This is a genomic window from Lacinutrix salivirga, from assembly GCF_053604675.1.
Window position 1 is genome coordinate 22,252 of record NZ_JBSHNP010000138.1, and the last position, 25,549, is coordinate 47,800.

Consider the following 25,549-nt stretch of genomic DNA (forward strand, 5'->3'; position numbering starts at 1 on the left):
AACAAAAATCGATTTTACCAAGTTTGGTATTTTTTTTGCTTCTATTTTGGTAAGATTGATAACTATATATCAATATTTGAAATAATGTTTAATTTAAAATTTTGTAATTATGAGCAATTTAATTAATGTTCCTAAAAACGGAAGTTTAACAAACACTAATTCAACTGTAAACTTCCCAAGATTCAACTGGTTAGACGAAGTACTAAACAGTAATTTACCATCAATGTTCAGTTCTAATTTTACAACCGAACTTTCTTTACCAAAAGTTAATATCAAAGAAAATGCAGAGGCATTTTTAGTAGAATTAGCTGCTCCTGGTTTAAAGAAAAATGATTTTAATTTAGATCTCGATAACCAAGTGTTGTCCATCTCTACAGAAGTTAAAAAAGAAGATGAACACCAAGAAGAAGGATATACACGTAAAGAGTTTGAGTTCTCTTCTTTTAAAAGAACGTTTACGTTACCAGAAAGTGTAGATGAGGATAAAATTGAAGCCAAATACAAAGATGGTATTTTAAATATTCTTTTACCTAAACGTGAAGAAGCAAAGAAAAAACCAGCCAGAACGATTAAAATTTCTTAATCGCTTTAACGTCACAAATTGATTTTAATAAGCTTTAAAGTTAGAGGTTAATTACAACCTCTAACTTTACTTAGTTATACCTATTAATGTACAACTATTTTAAAGTTTTTATTATGAGAAGAAAATTTAAACCTGGAGATTGGGTTAAATTAAAAGGAACCTCTGATAAGCCAAAAATGGAAGTACTTAAATATGTACCAGTAAAAAATATATTTGGCTTAACAAGTAACAATACCCATTTAGAATGTGTTTGGTATAAAGATGGCAAACGGTTTTGCAACGTATTTAATCAAAATAAACTAATAAAATCGCTCGAAACTGGTGGTATCTATAATGCCTAACCCATTTTAAGTTAAATTCTAATTTAAAATTTATGCAATGAAAAAGTATATTTTAATTTTAAGTTTAGCCTTAGTTAGTTTAAGTTGTAATGGACAAAATCCTAAAGAAGAAGAAAACCAAATTAAAACAACTGAGACACCTAAAGGCACTTGGAAAGTAGATAAAGAGTTTGATGAAAATGGAAATTTAATTAGATACGACAGTATATATACTTGGTCGTCTAGTACTAACTATGATAAATTATCTTCCATTGAAAAAGACAGTTTACTAGCAAATTTTGAATCTAAATTTTTTAAAAATTTCTCAAACTTAAAACAGGATAGTTTTGAAGATTTGTTTACTCCAGACTCGCTTTTTACTAAGCATTTTTTTAATAATAATTTTTTTGAGAATGATTTTGGTAAAGAGTTTTCTGAACTTATTAAAATGAAAGAACAAATGATTGAAAACCAAAAAGAATTTTTGAAAAAATACCAATCTGAGTATAACGCATCTGGAAATTAACACACAAATACGTTTTGATTTCTAAATTTCAACTCTCTAAATTAAAAGTATAAAAAGCTTTGTAATTTAGAGAGTTATTTGTTTTTGAGATATCTGCCTGCGCAGGAATAAGTTCAACTAACTAAATTGAATGCGCCAAAAGGCTTTTCAATTTAGAGTTTCACTTAATTATACTGAACCTTGAAAATATCGATAAGGACGTCTGGTGGTACTATTTTATTTGGAAAGCTATCCATTAAATACAAAACTCTTGTAATAGACTCATGACTTAAACCCATTCTTAAACCAAAATTAAATAGTTTTATAATCTCTTTTTTTGAAGTTTCATTATCCACATTCATAAGTAAAACCAATCTATGAAATTGTATTATACGTTCACTATGAGAATTAAGGTGAATGTAGTTTATTGGGTTCTCTACAAGGTAATCAAAATCCTCTCTAGAAATTTCTAATTGCTTGGCGACACCAAGTAAAAAATCATATTCTACAGATTTAATGGGTTGATCACATTTTGCAAATGAAATCATTTCGGAAAGTAAACTTAATTTTTCTACTCTATTTACCATTATTGAGTGTTATTTAGTAACATTATAAAATTATAAAAAATCTATATTTTATCATCAGCCATTACTTGTAACTCATCGAATAAATGCTTGGTTTATATCGATAATTAAAGCTTTTGGTCTTTTTATTATAAAAAAAACAATAAACATTTAAATTTTCTACACCTAAACTTATCGTTAAACTGCACTAAAAATCTTACTTATAGTACAGATTTTAAATAGGTTAGCCACATTAAACGTTAAACGTCTTATCGCAAATTGAATAAAATAAATTAACGAAAAAACACATTCAACCTAAAAAATGTAAACTGCATTAGTTTTCATATTTTTTGTAACATATCTATACTTTTAAATTCTAAAGTGTTAATTAATTACATAAGAAAACTTTTAAAATAGTTAACTTGTTTAAGCAAATACTAATAACTTTGTGATATGACAAATAATGACATATTTAAAAAACTAAGAGTAGCACATAAGTTACGAGACGACGATATTATTAAAATATTAGAATTAGTAGATTTTAGAGTTTCTAAAAGCGAATTAAGCGCTTTTTTTAGACGAGAAGACCATCCTAATTATGTAGAATGTGGAGACCAAATATTACGTAATTTCTTAAATGGATTAGTCATTCATTTAAGAGGTCCAATGCCAAAGAAGGAAGATAAAACAAAAACAACACCTTCTAAAAAAGCACATCCTAAAAAATTTAGCAATAAAAAGAATCTATTAAAAACGATTCCTAAAAACAAAAAGAGCAACGATTAAGTTGCTCTTTTAAGTTTTATTTAGTTTGCAATTACACTGTTATTATTTTTTAATAAATTTTTTGTTTACTATACCATATTCAGTAATTATAGATACTGTATAAAGTCCTGTTTGTAATGCATTCACGTTTATAGTATTAGCATTCCCTTCTGCAGTTAATACTGTTCTGCCATTAATATCTATAATTTTCACAGATTGTATAGCAACTGTATTATTAATTTTAATAGTCAATACATTTTCTGTTGGGTTAGGATAAAGACTCATTGTATTAGCTATTAAGTCGTTCTGGTTTATAGATAATGTGTTTGTTATTAATGCTTCCGCAGAAGAAAAAGACTCATTAATATTAGCGCCAGGCACACTTACATTCCCTTCGGATGTTCTAAATACTAAAGCACCATCAGCATCTTTATAATAATTATAACTTGTAATTAAAGCAGTTCCAGGAATAAACCCGAAGAGCGTAAAATTAATTGATTGTTCAGATTTTATACGTGTTACACTTCCAGTATAAGTGCCTTGTCCTGTAACTTCAAAATCCAACATTCCATAAGCATCCACTTCTGTAATTATAGTACCAGTATATGTAGGTGACTGACCTTGCGCATTAATTGTACCAGCAATAGCATCTACAGTTGCAGTTCCGCCAAAAGTTAATGGATACGACCCAACTAATGCATTGTCTGTATTGTAATCTAAGGTAAACTCAGGATTACTGGCTCCAATTAAAGATAAAGCTGAACCTGTTACTTTAAAAAATGCTTGGTTTGTGTTAGAGGCATTATCTGTAATAGTTAATACTTGTGTGGTTCCAGGATAACTAGCTAGTTCTCCTGCAGTTGGAGCAGCATAAGTATCTGTATTTGTACCACCAGATGTGAGCGTACCAAAATCCCAAGCAGCATTGGCTCCATTAGGTGTTTGGTCTATTGTACCAGATACAATTGCAAACTGTGACATTGCAGGACTAAAATAGTTATTTATTGGTGCTTGCGCAATGGCAAGTGTTGTAGTAATACAAAAAAGTAATAGTAATTTTATTTTCATAATTTTTGGATTTAATTAATACTCAAAAATACTAAAAAATGGCATTGCTAAGGCTTTAAATAGAACATAAAAAAAACCTACAAGCACATTAAGCACTTGTAGGTTAATAAATTAAAATATAAATTAAGATAAAATTATTTTGCTAAAACAGCTTGTACTTTATCTGCTGCTTCTTGAAATTCTGTAGCACTCATTACGTCTAATCCAGAATTATCGATTAATTTTTTAGCAATATCTGCATTTGTACCTTGTAAACGTACAATAATTGGCACTTCGATATTACCCATATTTTTATAGGCATCAATTACACCTTGCGCTACACGATCGCAACGTACAATACCACCAAAAATGTTAATTAAAATAGCTTTTACCGCTGGATCTCTTAAAATAAGCTCGAAAGCAATTTCTACTCTTGCAGCATCTGCAGTACCACCAACATCTAAAAAGTTAGCTGGCTCTCCACCTGCTTGCTTAATTAAATCCATGGTTGCCATAGCTAAACCTGCTCCATTTACCATACAACCAACGTTTCCGTCAAGGTCTACATAGTTTAAACCATGTTCTCCTGCTTCTACTTCAATGGCATTTTCTTCGCGTAAATCGCGTAAAGCGGCTAAATCTTTATGTCTAAATAATGCATTATCGTCTAAAGATACTTTAGCATCTACAGCCATAATTTTAGAATCACTTGTTTTTAATACTGGGTTAATTTCGAATAAAGAAGAATCTGACTTATCGTAAGCTGTATATAAAGCAGTTACAAATTTTGTCATGTCTTTAAAAGCTGCTCCAGATAATCCTAAATTAAAAGCAATTTTACGTGCTTGGAAAGGTAAAATTCCTGTAGCAGGATCAATTTCTTCATGAAAAATTAAGTGTGGCGTTTCTTCAGCAACAGTTTCAATATCCATTCCACCTTCGGTAGAATACATAATCATATTTTTACCAGAACCTCTATTTAATAATACAGACATATAGTATTCTTCTGGCTCAGTATCTCCAGGATAGTACACATCTTCTGCAACTAATACTTGGTGAACACGCTTCCCTTCTGCCGAAGTTTGTGGTGTTACCAAATCCATACCTATTATTTGTCCTGCAATTTCTTCAACTTGCTCTAAGCTTTTAGCAAGCTTAACTCCTCCACCTTTTCCACGTCCACCAGCATGAACCTGAGCTTTAATAACGTGCCAACCTGTTCCTGTATCTTCAGTTAACTTTTTTGCTGCTGCAACTGCTTCTTGAGCATTTTGTGCAACGATACCACGTTGGATACGTACGCCAAAGCTGCTTAATAATTCTTTTCCTTGATATTCGTGTAAATTCATAGTAAAGTTATATTTATAATTTTCTCTTTATAGAGAATTTTCCAAATTTTTTGATGTTGCAAAAATACATAACCAAAGTCTTTTAACCAATATTTTTTAATACGGATTATTAACACTCTTTATACTGGCAATTATAAGCACTTTCTTTAGTTTAAACTGAAGAGTTTTAGATAAAATTTATAATGCGTTTTATAAAAAAAACTCAACACTAACCACTAAAATAAGCTGATAATGAGTTAAATACATAAGAAAACAACGTGTAAGTCATTACTTTTTTGTATTTTAAAGGAAGAATTACAAGATGCCTTATCAATCAACCTCAACTACCAAATAACGCCATTATTTGTTAAGCAAACAGTTTACACTTACAAATAATCCTACTTTAAATAGAAACCACAACTAAAATTCTTTTGTATGAAAAATGTAATAGGAATAGGAGTATTGATTTTAATATTAGTATCCTGCACAACAAATTCGTCGCGTTACACTCAAAACTCACCAGAGATTGACATTGTAAAAACAGCAATAAATAATTACGATTATATGAAATGGGACAGTTTAGTCTCTCACTATGCAGATACTGCAAAAGTGTATTATAACACCAGAAACAATTATTTTACGGCTACAAAACTCCCTGAATATCATAAAAAAAATGATTCTAGTTTTTTAACCAGAGCTTTTGAAGACGATAGAAGAGAATATGAAATGATTACTGACGATGATGGAAAAAAATGGGTTAATTTTTGGGGAATTTGGGAAGGTAACCTCAATGAAAACAACAAGAAAATTCAAATCCCAGTTCACATTACTTATCAGTTTTTAAACGGAAAAATAGTACTAGAGTATGGTTATTGGGATGCTAGCGAATTAGCACTAGAGTTAAGGGATTTAGAAATGAAGCGTTTGAGGGATACTTTGTAGGCTTTTAATGATCACTCCTTTACTGTTCCTGTAAAATGATTTACTTTAGAGTTAATTGGATTGTCTGTTATACGTCTAAAAGACGCTAATTGTCCACAATGCCAAATCGCATCGCTTATTGGTCCATTAATAGTATTCCAATATGGAATTTCACGCTCTCCAAATATTATTTTGAATTGTGAGATATCGTCACTTGCTTTTAAAATAGCTGCTGCTTGTTGTAAATTTTTGAGTGTTTGTGCTCTTAATTCCAAATAGGAAAGTATTTCTTTATTATCTCTTATGTTCGGTTTTTTCAACGTAGAATTTAGTACAATTAAAGACAAATCGTAAATATGCTGAATGGTCTCTAATGAGGTTCTTGCTTCTTCGTTTGGTTTATAGGCTAAATCTTTTTTGGTTAACCCATCACTTGCATGATAGAATCTAAATCCTAAAGCCTCTACTTGTCTTGCTGCTACTGTACCAGCAGTATAGTGTTCTGAAGCTTCTGGCAGCTCATAAAATGGTAATTGCGTTGAGGCATCTTTATTTTGAGCAGTTGAAACCATAATTAACAACAGTGCTATAACACTACAAAAATTCTTCATAATTACTTTTTAATTTTTTGTTTTGTTCCAATTATAAAATACAAAAGTGTGCCTACTAAACTAAAAAAGAGCACAATTAAAATCCAAATTAATTTGTCGTTTTTACCTTTAAACTCATTTATTACAATATCTATTATTGCAATAATGGGAAATATAAATACGCAAAGTATTATTATTATTTGCCATGGTCCTACTACTCCTAAATGTGTCATGATTTTAATTGTATTAAATTTTAACTACTTTTCTTGTTTCGGTTTTGCCATTTTTAGATTTAAAAACGAAAAAATAAATTCCTGCTTTTAACGCTTCAATATTTATTGAAGTAGAATTAGCAGATTCTATATTTTTAGTCATTTTAAGTTGTCCATTACTATTGAAAACAGAAACACTAAGTTTATTATTAATAGTTTTTAAAGTTAATTGATTTACTACTGGATTTGGATAAATTTCGATAGTTTTAAGGGACTCTTGTTTTGTGTTTAAAACCGAACTTCCGTATATAGCTTGGTCTCCATTAGTTGCAGTTATAGTTAATGTTCTGCTACCATTAGTATTTTGAACAATCGTATATGATAATAACGCTCCATCATTAGGATACCAAAACTCTTGAAAGTAAACTATTTCGAAATCCTGATTCTCCTGTAAATTCGCTACGCTTAAAGTCTGAGTTAAACTATTGACGGTAAATGCTGTGTTTGTTGTATTATAAGTTATATCTATTGGGCTAAACATAGTATTAAATACTTTTGTTGAAAAATCATAATCAACAGTATCAAACTCTAAAGTTACTTGCTGAACCTCTGAATTTGAAGGAGGAAAATTATCGTCTCCATCAATAATTAGATTTTGCAAATACCAAGAATTCTGAGTAAGTTCTGGATCTTGCGCATTGACTTTTATTGACAAAAAGCTAATATTTAAAATTGCTATTAATAAAACAATACGTTTCATTCCAAATAGAGTATTAATTTTTAATTGTTTTTACGTTTGGCAAAGGGTTAACGCCATATTTATCGAATAAATAAATTAAGCCAGTCATGGTTGCTGCTCCAATTTCTAATTCGCGTTTATTTACTGCATCAAAGGTATCGTTTGCAGCGTGATGATGGTCGAAATAGCGTTGAGAATCTGGACGCAAACCTGCTAATATATTAGAATCGGTTTTTAGAGGTCCAACATCTGCTCCACTATAGCCTTTTTCGAAATAGTGAATTAAATAGGGTTTAAATAATGGTTTCCAACTTGTTATACGCTCTAAATTAGCATCACTACAATCAAAACTAAAGCCTCTTGGTGTAAAGCCACCTGAATCACTCTCTAAGGCAAACACGTGGTTTTCGTTTTTACGCTTGGCTTCTTCGGCATATTTTTTACCTCCTCGTAGTCCATTTTCTTCGTTCATAAATAAGACCACTCTAATGGTACGTTTTGGTGTTACTCCACTTTGTTTTAATAATCGAATAACGTCCATAGATTGTACTACTCCTGCTCCATCGTCATGCGAGCCATCTCCTAAATCCCAAGAGTCTAAATGGCCACCTACAACCATATATTCGTTTGGGAATTCGCTACCTGTAATTTCTCCAATTACATTATAGGATAATACATCTTCAAATTGTTCGCAATTTTGTTTAAAATAAAATTTTAGATTACTGTCTTCTTTTAATGCTTGAGATAATGTATTAGCATCGTTGGTACTTATTGCTGCAGAGGGAATGCGTTTATCGTTTGGTAAGTCTAAATAGCCCATACTGCCTGTGTGTGGCAAATCGTCTTGACGTAAATTTAACGAGCGTACAATTACACCAACTGCTCCTAATTTACCTGCTTCGTAAGCGCCTGCATAACGTTGTTTTGAGCAACCTCCATAAGCCTCGAAGGTATTTATAAGTGTTGGATCCATTGCGCCATTAAAGAATACTATTTTTCCTTTTACTTTTTCTGCTCCTAAGGCTTCTAATTCCTCAAAGCTTTTAACTTCTATAACTTTGGCTTCTAATCCATTTTTGGGTGTGGCTACAGAGCCTCCTAAGGCACAAATGTTTACATCTTGTTTGTTTCCGTTTGTTGAAAAGTAACCGACTTCTTTATCGCCTCGAACCCATTTTGGCACCATAACGTCTTGCAACCAGACTTTGTCTAGTCCTAGTTTTTCGAGTTCGGATTTTGTGTATTGTACTGCTTTTTCGGCGTTTTCTGAGCCTGACAAACGGCCTCCAATTTGGTTAGACAAATGGTCTAACCACTGGTAACTTTTACCATTGGTGAGTGATTGTGTGTAAATGGTACGCATAATTTCTTCGTCTGTTTGCGCATTGACGTTAATTGATATTACTAGTGTTAAAATAAATACTATCTGTTTCATGGTAAGTGCGTTAGCGATTGATGTGGCATCCTTTTTTTGCTGCCATATATGGCAAAAAAAGATATAACGGAAAGCGCGACCCTTGTGGTAACGCCATTATTATACTATTCTTTATTTAATTGTTGTTTGTATAAATCGATATTGGCTTTGGTTTCTGCATCTAATTCTGGTTCTTTAATATCTGTATATTCTTTGAGTGTGTCGTACATAATTTTTGCCACCAAATAACGTGCTGTTGGTTTATTGTCTGCCGGAATGGTAAACCAAGGTGCATGTGGTTTTGAGGTTCTATTTATAGCATCTTCGTAACACTCTAGGTATTTATCCCATAGTTTGCGCTCTTTTAAATCGCCTGCAGAGAATTTCCAGTTTTTTTCTTGTTTGTTTAAGCGACGTAGGAGTCTATTTTTTTGTTCGTTTTTAGAGAGGTTTAAAAAGAACTTGAATATTAGTGTTCCGTTTTCTGCTATGTGTTTTTCGAAGTTGTTTATTTGCTCAAAACGTTTGTCCCAAAATTTCTCGTTTACATCGTCTATACTGTGTACATTTGGCAGTTGTTCGCCTAATATATATTCTGGATGCACACGTGTTACTAGTACGTTTTCGTAATGGGTTCTGTTATGAACTCCAAATTTTCCGCGAGGTGGTAATGCTAAATAATGTCGCCATAAGTAATCGTGATCGCGCTCTAAAGCTGTTGGTACTTTAAAGCTATAAACTTGTACGCCTCGTGCATTAAAATCTTTAAAGACTTCGCGTATTAAACTGTCTTTACCAGAGGTGTCCATACCTTGTAAACAGACTAATACTGCGTATTTATCGTGCGCATAGAGTGTGTCCTGTATTTTACCTAATTTTTTTCTAACGCTTTTTAATTCTTTTTTTACTGCGTTTTCTTCGGCTTCTAAATTATAGGTTGTGGACTGTTTTGAGAGTTGTATTTTGGACGTGACTTTAAAGTCACTAATAGTAATATTTTTCACTTTTAAATTTTTAATTTGTTTTAAAGATATCAATATTTTCTGTAAACTATTTAGTGATTTAAAACAAAAAAGCTTGGATAGTAACTATCCAAGCTTTTTAAGTGTGTTTTAATTTAATTTTATCTGTCTGCGTAAACTATTCCGAAAGGATTTTCGCCAGAATTATCATCACTAGATGCGGTAATTGTAGTTGCTGTTGTGTCGAAAAACTCTACAGTAGTACCACCAGAAATTGTTAATGCTAGTATGTTTGCATTTGGATTAAATGCTAAATTATGAGCTGCTCCTGCTGTAGCTGTTGCATCTGCTGTTGCGCCAATAGCTTCTGTAGCAGTATTGTAAGTACCAATAGCTCTATCTGAAATATTGGTGATGTAGATATCATTATTATTACCTTGTGTTACACCATGTGCGTTACTGTAATCACCAGATTTACCTGTTTCGCTTAAATCGTTAAAGTTGTATTCTTTTATATTACCATCGGCTTGAGATAAAATATATAAAAAGTTATTATTAACTGTTAGGTGAGGATCACCACCTACTTGCACAGAGCCTACAACACTTAAGTCTGTAGTATTGTACTGAGTAACGTAATTATTACCTGCTTGAGAAAATATGCTTACATAGGCATAGTCTCCATTTGGCGATAAAATAACATCGTGTTGTGCTGCATCTGCATTGAGTATTATCCCTGAAGGTAAATCTAAATTATCTATTGTGTTACCAGTTTCTAAATTAATTACAGAGGTTGTTTTTGCTGAAATGTTATTTACCCATAATTGATCTGCAGTATCATTTAACCACATGTGAAACGATCCCATTTGAGTAGTATATGTATCTGCTACAGAAAAATCTGCTGCATTGTAAGCAATAACTTTAGAGTTATTAAAATCTGAAACGTACAGCATATCTCTTTGTGTACTGTAAGTTACATAGGTTGGTGCTGCATCTGCATCTGGCAATGTGATGTCTGTAATTTTTGCTTTGGTATCTGCATTGTAAATTGTTACAGTACCACTACCTCTATTGGCTACTGCAAAATAGTCGATATTATCTCCTGGAATTACTACAGTATCATCATCACTATTACAGGAAAAAAATGAAGTGATAACAACTAAAAGTGCTAATGTGAATTTTTTCATAATAAAATTGTTTGTTAAAAAAGTTTAATTAATTGGGCTTTAGTCTGTACCCTAAGTAATACCTTACAATATTTTAATTATTTTTTATTTGCTTGCAAATAATTTTACATCTTGCTCACTCACTTCGCTACCTCCTAAAATGATTAAGCGCTCAATAACGTTACGCAACTCTCTAATATTTCCTGTCCAATCGTACTCTTGCAATAGTTTTACAGCTTTGTCTGAAAATTGCTTTTTTGCTGTGCCTTGCTCGTCTGATATTTTTGAAGAAAAGTGATTGATTAATAATGGTATATCCTCTCGTCTGTCATTTAAAGCTGGTACTTTTATAAGTATAACAGCTAACCTGTGGTATAAATCTTCTCTAAAATTACCTTCGGCTATTTCTTTTTTAAGGTTTTTATTGGTTGCTGCAATTACACGTACATTCACTTTTATATCCTTATCGCTACCAACACGTTGTATGCGACTTTCTTGTAATGCACGTAATACTTTTGCTTGTGCAGATAGACTCATATCGCCTATTTCATCCAAGAAAATTGTACCTCCATTTGCAGCTTCAAATTTACCTGCTCTATCTTTTGCAGCACTTGTAAAGGCACCTTTTACGTGACCAAACAATTCACTTTCTATTAACTCACTTGGTATAGCTGCACAGTTGACTTCAATCATTGGGCCTTTAGCACGTTCGCTTTTTTCGTGTAACCAATGTGCTACTAGCTCTTTACCAGTTCCGTTTGGTCCTGTTATTAATACTCTGGCATCTGTAGGAGCTACTTTATCAATAATTTCCTTGATTTGAGCAATGGCTTTACTATCGCCAACCATTTCGTATTTTTTGCTTACTTTCTTTTTAAGAATTTTATTTTCTACAACTAATTCTTTTCGATCTAAAGCATTACGAACTGTATTTAATAACCGGTTTAAATCTGGTGGTTTAGAGATATAATCGAAAGCACCTAAACGCATGGTATTAACAGCTGTGTCTAAATCGCCATGACCAGAGATCATAACCATTGGTATTTCTGGTTTTATTTTTTTTACAGCTTCTAATACTTCAACACCATCCATTTTTGGCATTTTTATATCACAAAGAATGAGGTCGTAATCGTCTTTTTTTACTTTTTCGATTCCTATTAGTCCATCTTCTGCTTCCTCAACAGAGTAGGCTTCGTTTTCTTCAGATAGTATTTTTACCAATACTCTACGTATTGCAGCTTCGTCTTCTATTACTAATATTTTTGACATTATATTTTAAATTTAAATCCTGTTCTTAAATAAAAGGCATTAATATCGTCTAATTTAAAAACTTCTTTTCTATTATTGTCTCTTAATACATTATTTAATCTAAACGTGTAGCCTGTATAAGCGTAAGCGACTAGGTTTTTAGTAAAACAATGCTCGTAGCCTAAACCTCCAACTGCAACAGACAGTGAGATGTTTTCTACTTGCTTTCCTTCTATTGGAGAAGGTTGTTGCAAATGTGCAAAATAGCCATCTAAACCAACAAAGGCTTGCACCTGATTTTTTTCGTTAAAAAAATGCTTAACATTTGATTTTGGTACACCTAGAGAAAATGACCAACTCTCACTTACGCGTCTATAATAACTTACAAAAGGTAGTGGAAATGGTAACCCAGTTGTTGCGTTATAGGTTAAGCCTAAAACTAAACGATAAGGCCGTTTTAAACTCTGATCATCTGTTCTATCATGAATTGCAAAAACGCCTCCATTTATAAAAAAATCGTCTGTAGTGATTTTAGTGGTTAATGTTGAAGCAATCCTTGGATTTAATTTTAATCCAATTCTCCAATCCTCACTTGTTTTAAATGTGTAACCTACGTTTATATCTATAACATTAATTGTGTTTATTAATGAGGTGTTAAACGGGTAATTATCTTCTAAATTAAGAATAATGCGGTTATATTCCGCACCTACTATTAGATAACAATCTTCTTTTGTTTTAATTGGGTAATTTACTAAAGCTCTTAACCTAGTATATTGATCTTCGGAATTGCTTTTAGGTATAAAAGAATACTCCAAACGCGCTAAATCTGTTAATTGCGCATGAGAAGTCTGCATTATAAAAAATGCAAATACAAAGATTATTGAAGCTATAACGTGTTTTAAAAACATATATTTTTATTCTAATTTAATCTCCTATAGTTGATATACTATCGGAATTATTCGGGTTTTTAATAATATGAATATCGCGTTGTGGAAATGGTATTGAAATATTGTGTTCTCTAAACAACTTATCAATTTCAAAACGAATTTCACTTTTTGGTATTCTGGCATTAAAGCTATCCTCGAGTGTAAAAGCAACTCTAAAATTTAGAGCACTTTCTCCAAAATCTACAAAAGTTACCATTGGAGCTGGCGATTTAAATACTGCAGGACTAGATTTTGCGGCTTTTAGTAAAAGTTTTTTTACAAGCTGAACATCGCTACCATAAGCTACACCAACATCTACAGTCTCTCTTGTAGAGGTGCCATTTTGCGTCCAATTATACAAGCTATTGGTTAAGTATAAATGATTAGGTATTATGAGTACTTTATTATCTATTGTCACTGCTCTGGTTGTACGTAGTTTAATTTCTTCAACTCTACCAACTTTACCTTCAATTTCTATAATATCTCCAACATGTACAGATTGGTCAATTAGTATAAACATTCCGGAAATGATATCCTGAAATAACGTTTGTAAGGCTAAACCAACACCAATTAACAAGGCTGCAGATGCTGCAAATACAGCAGTAACATCTATACCTAATGAGCTTATTACTACTAGAAAAACAATAATATAAATTATCCATCTTGCAAAAGAAAATACAGTATTAAATTTTGCTTTGTCCTCTGTTGGTAATTTATGGGTAATAAGCCTTTTAACCCAACGTAATACATACGTAGTTAAAAATAAAATTATAATAACAAGTAATATATATTTTACTTTTACCTCTCCTGTAATATTACCATTAACATCCTTAAAAGTATAGAGCGCTGTATTTAAAAAATTTACAAATAATTCCCAAATACTACTTTCGGTAATTACTTCGCCTACTTTCTCTACTTCTTTCTCTATTTTATCGCCTACTTTTTCTTGCATTTTAGTACTTTATCCATTTTAAAAGTTCTTTATAACTTGGTTTTTTTCCATACATTAAAATACCAACTCTATATATTTTTGCTGCAAACCAAACAATTAATATAAAAGTACCAATAAGTATTAATAAAGACACTACTTGTTGCCAAATAGGCACACCAAAAGGAATACGCATGAGCATAACTACAGGTGAGGTTAGTGGTATAAATGAAAATACTGTAGAAACTGTTCCGTGAGGATCCTCGATTACAGTAAATCCTCCAACATAAACGGCTAAAATTAAAGGCATAATTATTGGCAACATAAATTGTTGTGTATCGGTTTCGTTATCTACAGCAGCGCCAATTGCTGCATATAACGAACTATACAGTAAATATCCACTTAAAAAGAATAAAACAAAAGCAATTACTAAGTTTAACAAAGGTAAATTTTGGATGGCTAATAGTAAGGTTTCTAACTTCTCATTACCTCCTTGTCCTTGCATTGCTTCGGTAACCATATCTTGTTGTGGAGATTGCAATTGCGACATATCTATGCCTAACATTGGAGGAATTACAGCCAATAATACGCTACCTAAAACAATCCAAATAGCAAATTGAGTGACACCTGCTAATGAGGTTCCAATAATTTTACCCAACATAAGTTGTACTGGTTTTACTGAAGAAATAATGACCTCAATAATCCTACTTGTTTTCTCTTCAATAACACTACGCATAATCATATTTCCATAAATGATTATAAACATAAACAGCAAATAACCTGCTGCTCCTCCAAAAAAGAGTTTTACAACACTTTCTATTTTAGAGGTTTTTTCTCCTGAAAAATTTTCTTGATTTATAGTTACAGAAATTCTAGAAGCTTCAATTTTATCTAAATCTATCCCTTGATCTATCAATTTAAGGTTACTGAGTTTTTTTTCTACTTTATTTTCTAAAGAAGAAATTAATGATAACGACGGAGAGTCTTCAGAATAAAAATTAATTTTTTTAGATATAGCATCTGTCGATGCTCCTTTTTCAATATGTAATAAGCCATAATAGCTTTTATCTTCTACTATTTGCTTAGCGTTATCTAGTGTTATATTGTCTAAAAACTGGTATTTAGTATTCTCTGAGTCTTCAAAAACATCTTTTAAAATCCCAGACTCGTCTAAAACCGAAATGGTTTTAACTTTATTATTATTAAGCTGAGACAAATAAGCAACTAGCATAATAAGTCCTATCATTATTAACGGACTTAAAATGGTCATAATTAAAAACGATTTATTTCTAACCTTTGTTAAATATTCTCGTTTTATTATTAGAGGTAGATGGTTCATTTTTTAATTATTTTGTACTGTTTGAATAAAAATATCACTAGCGCTTGGTATTAGCTCCACAAAGTGAGACACCGATCCATTTGCTGTTAAATACTGCAATAACTCATTTGGTGTCTCGTTATTTTTAAGTTTTATATTTAGCTTTAATTCGTTATTAATAGTCTTAAAGTTAGCAGGAGTGATTGAAAATTTTTGTGCTAATTCTTGTTCAAAATTAGTGTTGTTAGAGTCTATACCTACAGCAAATGTATTTGTTTTATATTGTCTTTTTATGTCTATAAGTTTACCGTCTAGTATTTTATTAGATTTGTGTATTAATGCAATATCGTCACACAATTCCTCAACAGATTCCATTCTATGTGTAGAGAAAATTATGGTTGCTCCATTGTCTCTTAACCTTAAAATTTCGTCTTTTATTAAATTGGCATTTATAGGATCGAAACCAGAAAATGGCTCATCGAAAATTAGTAACTTAGGCTCATGCAACACAGTGACTACAAATTGAATTTTTTGTGCCATCCCTTTAGAGAGTTCCTGAATTTTTTTATTCCACCAATCACCAATTTCTAATCGCTCAAACCAATATTTAAGGCGCTTTTTAGCTTCAGTCTTACTCAATCCTTTTAATTGTGCTAAATACAAGGCTTGTTCACCAACTTTCATGGATTTATACAATCCTCGTTCTTCGGGTAAATAGCCAATATCTCTAACATGATGGTTTTGCAAAGGCTCATTATCTAAAATTACATGACCAGTATCTGGCATTGTAATTTGGTTTATTATTCTAATTAAAGTCGTTTTTCCAGCTCCATTAGGCCCTAAAAGACCAAAAATACTACCTTTTGGCACTTGTATTGAAACATTATTTAATGCTGTAAAATTTCCAAATTTTTTAGAAACTGAATGTGCTTCCAACAGGTTGTTCATAAATTCAATATTTTGAATAAAATTGTTGCGTAAATATAGCAAATGTATAACGAGATATTAACTCATAAGGATTAAAATGAAGCGTAAATCATTTTAAATAAATTTTAATCTCGTTTAAAAAAACAAAACCCACCCTTAAAAATTTAAGGATGGGAAAAAATTGCTATGAAAAAGAAAAATTACCACTAGTCTAAAAACTAGTGATAAATCAAATATACCTAAATTTTCTAAAAAACTGCGATTTAGGTTAAATAAGTTCTGTTTTTAACAAAAAAAATCTGCTTAAATAAGCAGACTTTAATTAATAAATTTAAAATTTATTTAGGAAAACATTTCTTTTACTTTTTCAAAAAATGATTTGTCTGAGCGTTCTGGTTTAGGAGAAAAATGCTCGTCTTCTCGCATAGTTTCAAAAAATTCTTTTTGTTGTTTGCTTAACGTTTTTGGTGTCCATACATTAACGTGCACTAACAAATCACCTTTACCATATCCATTAATACTAGGTATTCCTTTACCACGTAAGCGCAAAATTTTACCAGACTGTACTCCAGCTTCAATTTTAATTCGCACTTTTCCTGTAACTGTATCTATTTCTTTAGATGTTCCTAAAACTGCGTCTGGTAAGCTTACATACAAATCGTAGTGTAAGTTATCGCCTTCGCGTTGTAGTGTGCTATGTTCTTCTTCTTCAATGGCTACTAATAAATCTCCAGAAATTCCGTTTCCAGGAGCTTCGTTTCCTTTTCCGGATACTTTAAGTTGCATTCCATCTACAACACCAGCAGGAATTTTCACAGCTATAGTTTCTTCTTTAACTTTTAGTCCTTGCGCATCTGCATCTGCAGGTTTTTTATCTATTTGTTGTCCTGCACCTCCACACGTTTGGCAAGGCGATGCTGTTTGCATACGTCCTAAAATAGTATTGGTAACACGTGTTACTTGACCAGAGCCATTACAGGTAGAACAGGTTTTGTAGGTAGTGCCTTCTGCTTGGACTTTGCGTTTTACTTTTATTTTTTTCTCAACACCATTGGCAATTTCCTCTAGTGTTAATTTTACTCTTATACGTAAGTTACTGCCTTTTGTACGACGTTGGCCACCACCAAATCCGCCTCCAAAACCAGAGAATCCACCACCAAAAATATCTCCAAATTGGCTAAAAATGTCGTCCATATTCATGCCTCCACCATTGAAGCCTCCACCTCCACCTTCGAAGGCTTGGTGTCCAAACTGGTCGTAGCGTGCTTTTTTATCAGCATTACTTAATATCTCGTAGGCTTCTGCTGCTTCTTTAAATTTAGCTTCTGCTTCTTTATCATCTGGATTTTTATCTGGATGGTATTGAATCGCTTTTTTGCGGTATGCTTTTTTAATTTCAGCTTCAGTAGCATTTTTACTAATGCCTAATATTTCGTAAAAATCTTTTTTTGCCATATTTTAATCCTTTGTTCTTCTTTTAAAAATGAAGAGTATATAAGGTGTTTTAATTATTATTTTCCGACAACTACTTTTGCGTGTCTTAATATTTTGCTTCCAATAAAGTATCCTTTTTCAATAACCTCTACAACTTTTCCTTTAAGGTCTTTATTTGGAGCAGGAATTTCTGTTAATGCTTGATGAAAATCGGGATCAAAAGGTTTACCCTTGCTATCCATTTCTTTTAACCCTTTTTGCTCTAAAGATTTTATTAATTTATTATAAATTAACAGCACGCCTTTACGTAATTCTTCGGCTTCTTTATCGTCTTCAATATGGCTTAAGGCACGTTCAAAATCGTCTAAAACAGGAAGTATGTTAAGCATAACAGACTCTCCTGCAGTTTCAATTAAATCTAAACGCTCTCTTGATGTTCTTTTTTTATAATTTTCAAATTCAGCAAATAGGCGTAAAAATTTATCTTTTTCAACTTTTAATTGCTCTTCTAAAAGTTCTTCTTTAGAGAGTTCCACTGTTGCTGTTTCTTCTGCATTGTGTGCTTCGGTTTGTGCAGAGTTATCTTGCACATCCATCGTTTCTTCGTTATCTTTTTTTGTACTCATTGCGTGTATTGTTTTAAATACTGAAATATGATTGGCAAAAGTACTGCCATTATTATAAAAATGTCAAAATGTCACTAAAAAATTTTAAACTTTTTTTAATAAAATATTTTAACATTTAAGGTTTAAAATTGTTAATTTTGATGCTTAATTTAATTTAAACACTAATCATGAAAAAAAGAATTTTAAGTATGTTTACAATTGTTGCATTAACTGTAGCTGTTGTAGGATGTAAAAAAGCAAAAGAAGCTAATACAAGCGAAGCTGAAGCTGCTGCAACAAGTGAAGCAACTTCTGTAAAATACGTTGCAAACGTAGGAGAATCTACTATTGAGTGGAAAGGTTTTAAGCCAACAGGTACGCATACAGGAACTGTAAGTTTAGATAGCGGAACGTTTTCTTTAAGCGATGGAAAATTACAAAGCGGAACTTTTATTATTGATATGAAGTCTATAAATGTTACCGATATTGAAGGCGATCAAAAAGCAAGTTTAGAAGCGCATTTAATGGGAACTGTAGAAGGTAAGGAAGGTGACTTTTTTAACGTTAACAAATTTCCGAATGGTGCTTTTGAAATCACTGGAACTAGTGAAGAAAACGGAAAAACTATGGTTTCTGGTAATTTAACGTTAAAAGGAAACAAAAATAACATTACATTTCCTGCAACGATTTCTAACGATGGAGATGTTATGACTTTAACTAGTGATGCTTTTACTATTGACAGAACAAAATGGTCTATAAATTATGGTTCTAAATCTGTATTTGATAATCTTGGAGACAAGTTTATTAATGATGATATGGAATTAAAGATTATTGTAAAAGCTAAGAAGTCTTAAGGTTTTTAGTTTATACTTATAAAAAAAGAGGAGCCAATTGGCTCCTCTTTTTTGTTTATTTTATTGTAGTATTTATTACTACACTATTTGGTTTTACTTTAAAAGTATTTTTATAACTGAATGGCAAAAAACGTATTAAACTTATGCTAAAAAATTTAAATAGTAATTTTTGTGTTGTTGTTTAATTTCTTAAAAGTTGTGATATCCGCCATAATCCCAAATATATAAAAAGCTATTAAAAAGTTGGGATATATGCTTAAAATGGTTTGTAATATAGGATAAATTTGAGTAAGTTTGGATATATACTAGTTCTACGCAATTTGAGAAAAACCGAAATACATATAAAAAAAGTCGAATATAAAGGAACTCTTAAACTGATTGACTTTATTAAATATTGGAGAAAACATATCTTTCAAAAAGGATTTACTGAAATGAGAAAATCTGAAATTAACTTATTGGCACTTGATAATAAAAACAAAAAAATAGGTGCAATTTATGGTGGAATTTCAATTGACCAAGACAATTATGACGGAGAAATTTACTCTCTGAACTGTGCGAAAAATGATAAAACAGATTATATAAAAACTGAACTCTTTAATCGAATAATCGAGGAATTTAAAAATGATGGAATTAAAAGTGTTTGCGTGGAATTCTATAAAAACGCTGAAATTAAAGACTTTTATTTAAAAAAAGAACCTGAATTTATTGAGGAAATAACAAACTATGGAAATACAAAACGGATTTCTGAAGTTTATTGTTGGAAAAATATTGCGGAAATAAAAACTGCGTAGAACAACGTGTATAATTAATGGCTGGTTCTCGCCTACTTACGAAAATCCTCGCGGATTTTCTATTCGGTTTTTATTTGCTAAATTAGGTGCTTAAACACGCCACTAATCATACACAAAACCGTTGTGTACAATTAAACCAAACCTATGACATTAAAGGAATTAGCAGAAAAATCGTTAGAAGTTATAAAGGATTTTAAAGATTTTGGTTATTCACCTAAAGAGAATAACTTATTTGATTATAAAATGATGCTAGTTATTAATTCTGGCGATTCAGAAGTTGAAACTTTTATGAAAAATTTCGCAAAGGATATTATCTCATTTGCAAATGGACAAGGAGGAATAATTCTAATTGGATTTAATGAAGACAAGACTAGTGGAGAACTAGAAGATACTGGTTTAAAAACACAAGATTTAGAAATTCTAAAAAAACTAGATTTAAACTTAGTTTCACAAAAATTTAAAAAAATATTACAAACAGGAGTGTCAGTTGACCTTCAGTCTTTTCAAATAACTACAAGAAAATTTTATTCATTACATATCCAAAAATCCAATGATACACTTGTTCCTATTAATGATTTTAAAGAATATAAAATTGGTAAAGGAGACATTTATTATCGAGATTCTGCTAAAAATGAACACGCAAATAGTTCTTCAATAGAATTTAATAGATTTTTACAAATTAAGGCTAATGAAAAAAGTAAGGAATTTATGGAAATCTGGTCGAATTTACTTCCAGAAATGGTTGACATAAATCCTAGAGAAGTATTAATCGTTAATCCAAAACAGAATAGAATTTATGGTTTTAATGGAAAAGACAAAACGTTATCTGGAAGTAATGTAGAAATTGACAAATCAAATGACGGAGTGTTTAATATTATCCTACAGGCCATAAGTGCTGGAGAAATTGGAAAAATAAGCGACACAGAAGGAAAACCGATATACAAAATAGTTGGAGAAATAAGTCGTGGTGGAGACCATATGACAATTAGTAGTTTAGAAAAAGTAGTTAAAGCTAAATCAAAATATAAATTTACTAATCTTCAATTGAAAAAAGCGATTTTCGATTTAGGTTGGGTAAACACACCTGATTTCAAAGTAGAAAATCCACCAAAAGGAACAATAATTGCTGGATTTGATAAATTTTTATGGGTGGAAATTTTAGACCAACACACTAAAAGAAGTAAAATAGTATTTACCCAAGATGCAAAATTGGAAATTATAAAAGTAATAGACGATAATAAAAGACACTTAGAACTGTTTAATAAAAACCTAAGTCTGAATAAATAACTGTACACAACACCGTATATAATTTATTGCTAATTCTAGCCTACTTACGAAAATCCTCGCGGATTTTCTATTCGGTTTTTATTTGCTAAATTAGGTGCTTAAACACGCAACAAACCATATACATACACGTTAGGCACAAGCAGAAACCAACCCGAAAAACCAACATAGATGGGAGAAAAATCAAAATTAATCGGAGAATATGGAGAAAAGTCAGTTGAGAACTTTCTAAAGCTTATTGGTTGGGGAAAAGCTCACCAAAATATTGAATTTTCTTGTACCAAAGAAAATCATAAAAAACGAACTCACGGTTTAGACTTCTTCTTTACATACAAATCACCTCTTGTTGACTTGGTGTTAAAAAAGATAAATATTTCGGTTAAATTTAGTGACAAACCTTATCCAAATTCGCCTTCTTCAACTTTTAAAAATCATTTTGAAGATTTAGCAACTGCAATCGAATGTTTTAAAACCAGCCAACAATCAAAGCAAATAATCTCTGGAATTAGAAATTATACAAAGAGTGAGGATGTTGGTTTACTCTTTTGGCTAACAAATGATGAAACTTCTTATGATGATTTAATTCCGAAATTAGCCAATGTTAGGTTTTCCAAAGATTACAGCTACGATAGTTTGTATATCGTGGATAATAAACGAATTGACTTCATATATAGCTGTCTAAAATATGCTATATCAAAATTCAAAGATTCTGACATAACTTTCTTTTATCCAGATACAGGAAAAAATATAATTCCAACTACTAAAAAGAATTTTGGTAAAATTTTACCTATCGAATATATTAATTCAAGTATTTTACCATTAAGGATAGAAGAAAAGATAACAAAAACAACAACTTTAGCCCTATACACGATTGAACCTTTTGACATTTCGGATTTAAAAAGGCTAATAAGTTTGTCTAAAGAGCTTTCTAAATCTTGGCCAAGTAAAATAGTGATTCTATTTCCAGATTATAATGAAGTGAGAAACTCAAGCGATGTTAGAATTGCCAAAAGTGCATTCGAAGAAGAGACATTCACAGACCAAATAAGCGTTGAGAGCTACAACGATAACTTTAAATCATTACAAATCTAATATGAGACAAGAACATAAACATATTGACAAGATTTTGCCTTTTGGAGAACTAATGAGAGGTTTTGCTAATCAAACATACATTTCAAAATCTGATTTAAAAAACTTTTTAAGAAATAGAGGTGTGTTTTTTAATCATTCAAATAAAGAAACTTTAGTTCCTTGTATTTCAACGCTTTTGTTGAGTCCTTCAGAATTTGATGTTTTGAGAGATTTTCAAAATACTCGTGAGGATAACACTAAAAAAAATACAAGCCGAATATCGTGGAGTTCTGAAAAACCAATTGCAGAAGCAATTTCAAATTTTGAAATAAAAGATTTAATTCCAACAGATGGTGTGAACTTTTGGTTAAGTTCAGAGCCTATAGTTTCAATTGCAGATAAAAACAATGACAAAGTAACTATTGAGTATGAAATCGAAAGAAATGATTTAAATAAAAGTTGGTACGAATCAACGAACATTTTTAAAGGAAAAATAGAAATAGAAAAAATTGCTTCAGATGAATTAAGAATTACTAAAACATATACATCTTCTGAAAGTAACTTCGTTGGAGATAATTTACAAAAGTCATTAGTGAATCATTTTAAAACCAATAACTACATTCAAAAAGATACCAAACTTAATAAAATCCTATTTTCAGACTTCAATAACGAAGATAGAATTGTTTTTTTCTATAGATTATCAACTAACACACAAAGTAGACATTTTGAATTTAAAGACATTATAAATATGGAATTCAAACCTGACAATTCTACTATTTTACCTACCGAAATTGATTGGATGATGAATAAAAGTGAGCTGAAATTAAAAGGTAAACAAATTCACGACACATTTTTTATTAAAGACAAAAAATATCACAAAAATTTGCAATTTTGGGAAATGGAATCTTCTTTTAAATTTCAGCACGGAAACCACGAGGGAAACTGCAATGTAATATTGTCTTTTAAAGATTTTGAAAATAAAGGTGCAAATGCAGAATTTGAGATAACAATCTCGAATTTTAGTTTAATAAATGGTTCGGACTATACAAGTAAACATAAAAGTCAAGTGAAAAATTTATTATTGGATTCATTCGAAGAAAGAAAAGATGAGACTTACAGAAATTTTATAGAATATATAGAAAACAAGAAAAATGCCAGTGCCTAACACCGTGTATAATTCATTGCTAGTAAAGGCTTACTTACGAAAATCCTCGCGGATTTTCTATTCGGTTTGTAATTGCTAAATTAGTTGCTGAAACACGCAACGAAATCATACACAATCACGTTGTACAAAATATTACCAAACTATGAAACCTAAGGAAAATCATTTATTATTCTATCTCTTCTTACCATTCCTTTTACTATCATGCAGTACAGCTAAAGTTAAAAATCTTACCAATAAAGGAAAAGAAATTAGAAAAATTGAAAACGTCGAAATTATTGCTCAAAATGAAAATATCAAACACTCTGGAGAAAAAATAGCTGATTTTGTTTTAAAAGAAAATCCGATTTTTAATGGTAGTTACAACATTGATTGGGAGGAAGTAAAAATAAAAATGAATAAATTAGCGATTTCCTCTGGCGCTAACCTAATTGAAGTCAGTCAAATAGGATATGGAATAAAAGGAAATGTTTTTTATGTTGATGGAAAATTATTTTATTCTGAAAACCAAAAGTTAAACTCTAAAGAAAACGAACCTTGCTCTATTGTTATATTTAGAGACGGAATGGAATCCTTACTAGGATCTGCTTTTACAATTGATATTATAATTGACGGAAAAGAATTCAAAAATATTAATAAGGATAATTATGCGAAAACTGAATTTGATAATTGTTTAAGGAATGTGGATTTAGTTATTAATAAAGACACACATAATCTAGAACTTATTGGAAAATCTAAATATTTTAAAGTTTCAAAATCAACTAGTGGAAACTCAGCAAGTGGAGGAATTCAAATTGGAATTGGTGGAATTGTATTAGTTGAAATAGAAGATAAAGATTTAGGTAGATTAATGATGTTCCAGAATTAAAAAATACTTTGTACAACACTGTATATAATTTATTGCTTGGTTCTAGCCTACTTACGAAAATCCTCGCGGATTTTCTATTCGGTTTTTATTTGTTAACTTAGTTGCTTAACCACGCAACAAACCATATACAAACACGTTGGCAAACATTTGAAAAATGAATTGGAAAGAAGCATATAAAGTACCATCAAAAGAATATAAATGCGGATTCTGCGAAAGAGAAATCGCGTCTGAACTTGGATTTGCTGCAATCGGAACAGTAAGTGCCAATAAACACGGAAGGCACGAATCTTACCAGGGAATTAAAGGCAGTATTTATATATGCTATAATTGTAAAAACCCAACATATTTTGACGAGGATAATGAACAATATCCTGACACAAGTTTTGGAAACTTAATTAAACACATAAATGAAAAAGAAGTCGAAGACTTATACCAAGAAGCTCGTAGATGTATGTCTTCACACTCATATACATCGACAGTAATGTGCTGCCGAAAATTACTAATGAACATTTCAGTTAGCGAAGGAGCAAAAGAAGGTTTAAGTTTTGTTGATTATGTTAACTATTTAAAAGACAATAATTACATTCCACCAAACGGACTAAAATGGGTTGACGAAATAAGAAAACACGGAAATACAGCAAATCATAAAATCGTTTTGAAAACAAAAGACGAGGCTCTGAAAATATTATTATTTACAGAAATGCTTTTAAAATTCATCTACGAATTACCGAATATGATTAATGATTAAAAAAACGATTTGCCAACACCGTATATAATTTATTGCTAGTTCTAGCCTACTTACGAAAATCCTCGCGGATTTTCTATTCGGTTTTTATTTGCTAAATTACGTGCTAAACCACGCAACAAACCATATACAAACACGTTGTGCAAAACAATCCCTTTCTTTTAAAGTCGTTTAATAATTAGTTGGTTTTTCCCTTTTTGTTAAAAAAAACGTGCTACTATACTTTTTGCTTTGTAGAGACTTTTCGGCATAGCTTTTTAGAGACTTTTCGGCATA

General features: G+C 31.1%; 28 protein-coding genes. 12 read left to right on the forward strand and 16 right to left on the reverse strand.

Going from position 1 to position 25,549, the window contains the following annotated elements; genetic code table 11:
- The first annotated feature begins 109 nt into the window (after positions 1-109).
- From ACVC5O_RS12975 to ACVC5O_RS12985, 3 genes are all read left to right on the forward strand, one after another.
- A complete protein-coding gene (locus ACVC5O_RS12975) occupies positions 110-583 on the forward strand; it encodes an Hsp20/alpha crystallin family protein (RefSeq protein ID WP_452221915.1) in 474 nt (157 codons plus the stop codon).
- Positions 584-696: 113 nt separating this feature from the next.
- A complete protein-coding gene (locus tag ACVC5O_RS12980) occupies positions 697-924 on the forward strand; it encodes a hypothetical protein (protein ID WP_452221916.1) in 228 nt (75 codons plus the stop codon).
- 37 nt (positions 925-961) lie between these two features.
- On the forward strand, positions 962-1,429 hold the full coding sequence (locus tag ACVC5O_RS12985; RefSeq protein ID WP_452221917.1) for a hypothetical protein: 468 nt from the start codon (positions 962-964) through the stop codon (positions 1,427-1,429).
- A gap of 164 nt (positions 1,430-1,593) precedes the next feature.
- On the opposite strand, the gene ACVC5O_RS12990 is transcribed toward ACVC5O_RS12985, so the two are convergent.
- The gene (locus ACVC5O_RS12990; RefSeq protein WP_452221918.1) at positions 1,594-1,995 is read right to left on the reverse strand and encodes a TerB family tellurite resistance protein; all 402 of its coding nucleotides are present in this window, start codon (positions 1,993-1,995) and stop codon (positions 1,594-1,596) included.
- Between the two features lie 429 nt (positions 1,996-2,424).
- Between ACVC5O_RS12990 and ACVC5O_RS12995 the strand changes: the two genes are divergently transcribed.
- Positions 2,425-2,757 carry a DUF1456 family protein gene (locus tag ACVC5O_RS12995; protein WP_452221919.1) on the forward strand — a complete coding sequence of 111 codons (333 nt, stop codon included), beginning with the start codon at positions 2,425-2,427 and terminating at the stop codon, positions 2,755-2,757.
- Positions 2,758-2,799: 42 nt separating this feature from the next.
- Here ACVC5O_RS12995 and ACVC5O_RS13000 read toward each other — a convergent pair whose 3' ends face one another.
- Both ACVC5O_RS13000 and sucC read right to left on the reverse strand, forming a co-directional pair.
- The gene (locus ACVC5O_RS13000) at positions 2,800-3,804 is read right to left on the reverse strand and encodes a T9SS type A sorting domain-containing protein (RefSeq protein ID WP_452221920.1); all 1,005 of its coding nucleotides are present in this window, start codon (positions 3,802-3,804) and stop codon (positions 2,800-2,802) included.
- Positions 3,805-3,938: 134 nt separating this feature from the next.
- Complete coding sequence (gene sucC, locus ACVC5O_RS13005; protein WP_452221921.1) at positions 3,939-5,132, reverse strand: ADP-forming succinate--CoA ligase subunit beta; 1,194 nt, start codon at positions 5,130-5,132, stop codon at positions 3,939-3,941.
- A 414-nt stretch (positions 5,133-5,546) separates the two neighbouring features.
- Between sucC and ACVC5O_RS13010 the strand changes: the two genes are divergently transcribed.
- Positions 5,547-6,053: a nuclear transport factor 2 family protein gene (locus tag ACVC5O_RS13010; protein ID WP_452221922.1), complete on the forward strand. Its 507-nt coding sequence runs from the start codon at positions 5,547-5,549 to the stop codon at positions 6,051-6,053.
- An 11-nt stretch (positions 6,054-6,064) separates the two neighbouring features.
- On the opposite strand, the gene ACVC5O_RS13015 is transcribed toward ACVC5O_RS13010, so the two are convergent.
- The 13 genes from ACVC5O_RS13015 to ACVC5O_RS13075 form a co-directional block, all read right to left on the reverse strand.
- Positions 6,065-6,643: a hypothetical protein gene (locus ACVC5O_RS13015; RefSeq protein WP_452221923.1), complete on the reverse strand. Its 579-nt coding sequence runs from the start codon at positions 6,641-6,643 to the stop codon at positions 6,065-6,067.
- A 2-nt stretch (positions 6,644-6,645) separates the two neighbouring features.
- Positions 6,646-6,855, reverse strand: a complete 210-nt coding sequence (locus ACVC5O_RS13020; protein ID WP_452221924.1) for a PLDc N-terminal domain-containing protein — start codon at positions 6,853-6,855, stop codon at positions 6,646-6,648.
- 13 nt (positions 6,856-6,868) lie between these two features.
- Positions 6,869-7,594: a T9SS type A sorting domain-containing protein gene (locus tag ACVC5O_RS13025; RefSeq protein ID WP_452221925.1), complete on the reverse strand. Its 726-nt coding sequence runs from the start codon at positions 7,592-7,594 to the stop codon at positions 6,869-6,871.
- Between the two features lie 13 nt (positions 7,595-7,607).
- Positions 7,608-9,008 carry a M20/M25/M40 family metallo-hydrolase gene (locus ACVC5O_RS13030; protein ID WP_452221926.1) on the reverse strand — a complete coding sequence of 467 codons (1,401 nt, stop codon included), beginning with the start codon at positions 9,006-9,008 and terminating at the stop codon, positions 7,608-7,610.
- A gap of 104 nt (positions 9,009-9,112) precedes the next feature.
- Entirely contained in the window at positions 9,113-9,991 is an 879-nt protein-coding gene (locus ACVC5O_RS13035; protein WP_452221927.1) for a PPK2 family polyphosphate kinase, read from the reverse strand.
- Between the two features lie 119 nt (positions 9,992-10,110).
- Complete coding sequence (locus ACVC5O_RS13040) at positions 10,111-11,133, reverse strand: YncE family protein (protein WP_452221928.1); 1,023 nt, start codon at positions 11,131-11,133, stop codon at positions 10,111-10,113.
- 84 nt (positions 11,134-11,217) lie between these two features.
- Positions 11,218-12,381 (reverse strand): sigma-54-dependent transcriptional regulator, encoded by a 1,164-nt coding sequence (locus tag ACVC5O_RS13045; protein ID WP_452221929.1) that lies wholly within the window; start codon positions 12,379-12,381, stop codon positions 11,218-11,220.
- The gene (locus ACVC5O_RS13050; protein ID WP_452221930.1) at positions 12,381-13,268 is read right to left on the reverse strand and encodes a DUF6268 family outer membrane beta-barrel protein; all 888 of its coding nucleotides are present in this window, start codon (positions 13,266-13,268) and stop codon (positions 12,381-12,383) included. Before ACVC5O_RS13050 ends, ACVC5O_RS13045 begins: the two co-directional genes overlap by 1 nt.
- 16 nt (positions 13,269-13,284) lie before the next feature.
- Positions 13,285-14,238, reverse strand: coding sequence for a mechanosensitive ion channel family protein (locus ACVC5O_RS13055; protein WP_452221931.1), 954 nt, complete (start codon positions 14,236-14,238; stop codon positions 13,285-13,287).
- 1 nt (position 14,239) lies between these two features.
- The gene (locus ACVC5O_RS13060; RefSeq protein WP_452221932.1) at positions 14,240-15,553 is read right to left on the reverse strand and encodes an ABC transporter permease; all 1,314 of its coding nucleotides are present in this window, start codon (positions 15,551-15,553) and stop codon (positions 14,240-14,242) included.
- 3 nt (positions 15,554-15,556) lie between these two features.
- Positions 15,557-16,480, reverse strand: a complete 924-nt coding sequence (locus ACVC5O_RS13065; protein ID WP_452221933.1) for an ABC transporter ATP-binding protein — start codon at positions 16,478-16,480, stop codon at positions 15,557-15,559.
- Positions 16,481-16,801: 321 nt separating this feature from the next.
- Complete coding sequence (dnaJ, locus tag ACVC5O_RS13070; RefSeq protein WP_452221934.1) at positions 16,802-17,914, reverse strand: molecular chaperone DnaJ; 1,113 nt, start codon at positions 17,912-17,914, stop codon at positions 16,802-16,804.
- Between the two features lie 56 nt (positions 17,915-17,970).
- Positions 17,971-18,519: a nucleotide exchange factor GrpE gene (locus ACVC5O_RS13075; RefSeq protein WP_452221935.1), complete on the reverse strand. Its 549-nt coding sequence runs from the start codon at positions 18,517-18,519 to the stop codon at positions 17,971-17,973.
- A 167-nt stretch (positions 18,520-18,686) separates the two neighbouring features.
- On the opposite strand from ACVC5O_RS13075, the gene ACVC5O_RS13080 reads away from it, so the two are divergent.
- The 7 genes from ACVC5O_RS13080 to ACVC5O_RS13110 all read left to right on the forward strand — a co-directional run bounded on the left by ACVC5O_RS13080 (position 18,687) and on the right by ACVC5O_RS13110 (position 25,276).
- Complete coding sequence (locus tag ACVC5O_RS13080; protein WP_452221936.1) at positions 18,687-19,352, forward strand: YceI family protein; 666 nt, start codon at positions 18,687-18,689, stop codon at positions 19,350-19,352.
- A gap of 320 nt (positions 19,353-19,672) precedes the next feature.
- Positions 19,673-20,143 carry a hypothetical protein gene (locus ACVC5O_RS13085; RefSeq protein WP_452221937.1) on the forward strand — a complete coding sequence of 157 codons (471 nt, stop codon included), beginning with the start codon at positions 19,673-19,675 and terminating at the stop codon, positions 20,141-20,143.
- Between the two features lie 144 nt (positions 20,144-20,287).
- Positions 20,288-21,430 (forward strand): ATP-binding protein, encoded by a 1,143-nt coding sequence (locus tag ACVC5O_RS13090; protein WP_452221938.1) that lies wholly within the window; start codon positions 20,288-20,290, stop codon positions 21,428-21,430.
- A 168-nt stretch (positions 21,431-21,598) separates the two neighbouring features.
- Positions 21,599-22,519, forward strand: a complete 921-nt coding sequence (gene gapS4a, locus ACVC5O_RS13095) for a GapS4a family protein (protein ID WP_452221939.1) — start codon at positions 21,599-21,601, stop codon at positions 22,517-22,519.
- Position 22,520: 1 nt separating this feature from the next.
- Entirely contained in the window at positions 22,521-23,663 is a 1,143-nt protein-coding gene (gene gapS4b / locus ACVC5O_RS13100; RefSeq protein WP_452221940.1) for a GapS4b family protein, read from the forward strand.
- 142 nt (positions 23,664-23,805) lie between these two features.
- The gene (locus ACVC5O_RS13105; protein ID WP_452221941.1) at positions 23,806-24,528 is read left to right on the forward strand and encodes a hypothetical protein; all 723 of its coding nucleotides are present in this window, start codon (positions 23,806-23,808) and stop codon (positions 24,526-24,528) included.
- A gap of 154 nt (positions 24,529-24,682) precedes the next feature.
- A complete protein-coding gene (locus tag ACVC5O_RS13110) occupies positions 24,683-25,276 on the forward strand; it encodes a DUF4145 domain-containing protein (protein ID WP_452221942.1) in 594 nt (197 codons plus the stop codon).
- Positions 25,277-25,549: the final 273 nt, after the last annotated feature.